General features: G+C 66.0%; 4 protein-coding genes and 1 tRNA gene. 3 read left to right on the forward strand and 2 right to left on the reverse strand.

The window, feature by feature from the left end; all coding sequences use genetic code 11:
* A partial coding sequence (locus A5699_RS11450) for a HAMP domain-containing protein (protein WP_157561203.1) occupies positions 1–899 on the reverse strand: 899 nt, incomplete at its 3' end.
* A gap of 81 nt (positions 900–980) precedes the next feature.
* Between A5699_RS11450 and A5699_RS11455 the strand changes: the two genes are divergently transcribed.
* From A5699_RS11455 to A5699_RS11465, 3 genes are all read left to right on the forward strand, one after another.
* Positions 981–2,189: a DNA polymerase III subunit delta' gene (locus A5699_RS11455; protein WP_067769278.1), complete on the forward strand. Its 1,209-nt coding sequence runs from the start codon at positions 981–983 to the stop codon at positions 2,187–2,189.
* A gap of 55 nt (positions 2,190–2,244) precedes the next feature.
* Positions 2,245–2,320: transfer RNA gene (locus A5699_RS11460), tRNA-Thr, on the forward strand.
* A 353-nt stretch (positions 2,321–2,673) separates the two neighbouring features.
* Positions 2,674–3,939 (forward strand): ATP-binding protein, encoded by a 1,266-nt coding sequence (locus A5699_RS11465; protein WP_067769280.1) that lies wholly within the window; start codon positions 2,674–2,676, stop codon positions 3,937–3,939.
* 17 nt (positions 3,940–3,956) lie between these two features.
* Here the strand turns inward: A5699_RS11465 and A5699_RS11470 are convergent, their stop codons facing one another.
* A complete protein-coding gene (locus A5699_RS11470; protein WP_067769282.1) occupies positions 3,957–4,322 on the reverse strand; it encodes a carboxymuconolactone decarboxylase family protein in 366 nt (121 codons plus the stop codon).
* Positions 4,323–4,484: the final 162 nt, after the last annotated feature.

The following is a 4,484-nucleotide window of genomic DNA, read 5'->3' on the forward strand; positions in this document are numbered from 1 at the left end:
TCGTTGAACCCGGCCTGCAGCAGGCCCAGCTCACTGGCGTCGTAGATCTGCATGTGCGCGTTGTAGTTGCCGCGCTGTACCTCACCGAGTGCCCAGCGCAGCTGGCGCAGCGGGTCGGCGATCGACATGGCCACCAGCACGGTGCTGGACAGCCCGATCACCAGCGCGGCGATGGCCAGCAGCAACAGCGGGGTGATGAGCCGGTCCGCCGATGCCGTCAGGATTGAGAACTTGCTGGCCACTAGGGCAAGGACGATCGCCAAAACCGGAACGCCCGTCGAGAGCACCCAGGTGAGCACCTGGCGCAGAATCACGCCGGGGGCGCGGAAGTTCTCCGGCACCCCGCCGCGCAGCGCGGCCACCGCGACCGGGCGCAGCACCCGCTCGGACTGTAGATAGCCGATGATGGCGGTGGCGGTGGCGCCGAGCGCGGTGGCCACCAGGACCACCGGCGCGGACTTGCTGGCCACCGGCCAACTGGCCACGATGAACACGATCGAGCCGAGGAACCAGTTCGTGACGCTGATCAAGGTCCGATAGAACGGCATCTTCAGCGCCCGCACCCGGGCCAGCTCGGTGATCCGGGGGTCGGACTGCGACACCAGGGTGTCGCGACGCTGCCAACGGATCACCGGGATCAGGAGCCGCAGGGCCAGGTAGGCGCCGACGGTGAACGACACGAACAGGTAGCCCAGGAAGATCGCCAGGTTGAACACCGGAAGGTCCTGGAGCTGGATGCGATCCTCCGGCGGCAGGCCGAAGCGCAGGAAGCCCAGGACGAACAGGGCGCCGATGATGTCGGCCTGCAGCATGCCCAGCGTGAACACCGGCCACGGGGTACGCGCCACCCATCGCGCGAATGCACCGATTCGCGCGACGGGGATGGGCTGCGTGGTCACCCGTTTACCGTATCGGGCCGCGGGGACGTTGACCGCCGCTGTGACGTGGTTGTGTCGGCTTGACCACTACTGTTGGGGACGATGAGCGGGGTGTTTTCGCGGCTGGTGGGCCAGCAGGCGGTGGAACAGGAGCTGGTGGCTGCGGCTTTGGCGGCCCGTGGTGATTCCGCCCACAGCGGAACCACAGCCGGGACCATGACGCATGCCTGGCTGATTACCGGACCGCCCGGATCGGGGCGCTCTGTGGCAGCACTGTGCTTCGCGGCCGCGCTGCAGTGCACGTCCGAGGGCGTGCCCGGATGCGGCGAGTGCCGAGCATGCACCACCACGATGGCCGGCACCCACGCCGACGTGCGCCGCATCGTGCCCGAGGGATTGTCCATCGCGGTCAAGGAGATGCGCGAGATCGTGCAGATCGCCTCGCGCCGGCCCGGAACCGGCCGTTGGCAGATCGTCGTGATCGAAGACGCCGACCGGCTCACCGAAGGCGCGGCCAATGCGCTGCTGAAGGTGGTGGAGGAGCCGCCGCCGTCGACGGTGTTCCTGCTGTGCGCACCGTCGGTGGATCCCGAGGACATCGCGATCACGTTGCGCTCCCGGTGCCGGCACGTGGCGTTGACGACGCCGTCGGTGGACGCCATCGCCGACGTGCTGATCTCCGGTGACGGGCTGCCCGTTGAGGACGCGCGGTGGGCGGCCTCGGTCAGCGGTGGGCACGTGGGCCGGGCCCGACGGCTGGCGACCGATCCCGAGGCCCGAGAGCGGCGGAAACGGGCATTGGGGCTGGCTCGCGATGCCGCCACCCCCGCGCGGGCCTTCGCCGCCGCCGAGGAGATGGTGGCCGTCGCCGAGGCCGAAGCGCTGGCCTTGACCGCCGGCCGCAACGAGACCGAGACCGAGGAGCTCAAGACCGCCCTGGGGGCCGGCGGCACCGGCAAGGGCACTGCGGCCACCACCCGGGGCACCGTCGGCGCGCTCAAAGAGCTGGAGAAGCGGCAGAAGTCCCGGCAGACGCGCGCCTCCCGTGATGCCCTGGACCGGGCCCTGATCGATCTGGCCACCTACTTTCGCGACGCCCTGCTGGTCTCCTCGGGGGCTTCGTCGGTGACGGCCAACCACCCGGATATGGCCGAGAAAGTGGCGGCCATGGCCGAGCACGTGCCACCGGACCGGCTGCTGCGCTGCATCGAGGCCGTGCTGGAATGCCGCGAGGCGCTGTCCATCAACGTCAAGCCGAAGTTCGCGGTCGACGCCATGGTGGCCACCGTCGGGCAGGCGTTGCGTGGGTGAGTTGGGACTGGGCCGGGGCCTGCCGTAGACTCGTGCCGCCCGGTTCGCCAGGCACGCCACCCTAGCTCAGTCGGTAGAGCAATTCACTCGTAATGAATAGGTCAGGGGTTCGATTCCCCTGGGTGGCTCCACCTTGTTGTCGACCGACCCGTTGACTTTGAATCCACGCACACCGCTACTCGCACAACTGCGGCGTCAGCTCAAAGTCAACGCGAAGGTCTGGCTGTTGGGGCGTGGCAGCCGCGTCTTCTACTCCTTAGGGAATTCCGCGTAGGCGCGGGCCCTCCCGGCTCCACAGCCGGCCGAAGATATTGTCGACATCGATACCTATCAGCTCGTCGTCGAAGCTGCCGTTCGGCTCGGCCACATCTGCCGACAGTTGCGATCTTTGAGTACCAGGTAGCTACGTCGACCTATGCGATCTGTTAGATAGAAATGCTGCGATCTGTTATATAGAAAGCCTGTAATTTGTTAGATTCGCGGCGTGGGATATCTACAGAGGGTCGTTGACCAGGTACTTGATGACCTGTTCCCGTACACCGCCGCCATCGCTCTCGAGGGCGCCAAAGGAGTGGGCAAGACGGCGACCGCAGCCCAGCGCGCCACTTCCACGTTGAGTCTGGACGACGGTGCGCAGCGATCGGCACTCGCGGCTGACCTCGGGCTGGTCGATCGGCTGACTCCGCCAGTTCTCATCGACGAATGGCAGTTACTCCCACCGATATGGGACCGAGTCCGCCGTGGTGTCGATCAGTCGGCGGAGGGCGGACGGTTTCTGTTGACCGGATCGGCGCAGGTAGCCGCAGGCGCGAGGCTCCATTCCGGCGCTGGTCGCATCCTCAGTGTGATCATGCGGCCGATGTCCCTCGCCGAGCGCGGGCTGACCAGTCCGACGGTGTCACTGCGTGCGCTTCTGGGCGGCAGCGAGTCGCGCATTGAAGGACAGACCGACGTCGCCTTGCCCGACTACGCCGAAGAAGTCGTCCGCTCCGGTTTCCCGGGGATTCGGGATCTACCTCTGCGCGTCCGGCGTGCACAGCTCAACGGATACTTGAGCCGAATCGTCGAGCGCGAGCTCCCCGAGAACGGGATGGCGGTGCGGCAGCCAGCTGCGCTGCGGGCCTGGCTCGCCGCGTACGGGGCGGCGACGTCGACGGATGCGGCATACAGCGTAATCCGCGACTCCGCGACGCCAGGCGAGTCTGACAAGCCTGCCAGGCAAACCGTCGCGCAATACCGTGAACATCTGCAACGGCTGTTCATCCTTGACCCGATCAGTCCATGGATACCGTCCTTTACGCCGCTCAAGCGGCTGACGAAGACCCCCAAACATCACCTTGTGGACCCAGCACTTGCGGCAGCATTGTTCGGCGTTGACGTCGATGCACTGCTCGGCGGCACCACAGCGCCGGGTCCGGCCGGCATGTGGCTCGGAGCGCTGTTCGAATCCCTTGCTGCTCAGTCGGTTCGGGTATATGCCGAAGCTGCCGAGGCGACGGTGGGTCACCTTCGCACTCAGAACGGCGACCACGAGATCGATCTGATCGTCGAAGGCCCCGGGATGAGAGTGATCGCGATCGAAGTCAAGTTGGCGGCAGGCGTCGACGACAAGGACGTACGCCATCTCAACTGGCTCAAGGGTCAGATCGGCGATCGGCTGGTGGAGCGGATCGTGGTGAACACCGGACAGTTCGCGTACCGGCGTCCAGATGGCGTGGCGGTGATTCCGCTGGCGCTGCTCGGACCGTGAAGCGGTGCCAGTCTCGCCTAAGCCTTTCTCAGCGCTTCGCGAGCGACGTTGCGGGCGGTGTTCGCAGCAGGGAATCCCGCGTAGCCGCTGGCGTGGTAGATGACCTCGGCGATCTCGTCCTCGGTCAGGCCATTCCGCAGGCCGATCTTGACGTGGGACTCGAACTCGTCGGTGGCCCGCAGCGCGATGAGGATGCCCATGGTGACCAGGCTGCGGTCACGGCGGCTCAGGCCCTCCCGGCTCCACAGCCGGCCGAAGACATTGTCGACGCCGATGCCCATCAGCTCATCACCGAAGCTGCCATTCGGCTCGACCACATCTGCCGACAGGTGCGGCACCATCTCTTGAAGGACTCGGAGACCCTGTTCGCGTACGTCAGTCATGCCTGTCAGCTTGGCATGTGGTCAGACTCATTCATCCAACATGGTCATCAGGCATGAACGACACGTTCGGCCGTCCGCTCGGTTATCCCGAGTTGGGTCATTTGCCTTAGTGCCTTGATTTCTCGGATGCCAGCGCGTCGAGAATGGTTTTGACCTCGACGT

It is taken from the genome of Mycobacterium sp. E802, from assembly GCF_001666875.1.
Classification (GTDB): domain Bacteria; phylum Actinomycetota; class Actinomycetes; order Mycobacteriales; family Mycobacteriaceae; genus Mycobacterium.

Excerpts from the sequence above, each read along its gene's own strand:
- A5699_RS11455 (WP_067769278.1), top strand. The coding sequence starts at position 981 with ATGAGCGGGGTGTTTTCGCGGCTGGTGGGCCAGCAGGCGGTGGAACAG.
- A5699_RS11470 (WP_067769282.1), bottom strand. The coding sequence starts at position 4,322 with ATGACTGACGTACGCGAACAGGGTCTCCGAGTCCTTCAAGAGATGGTG.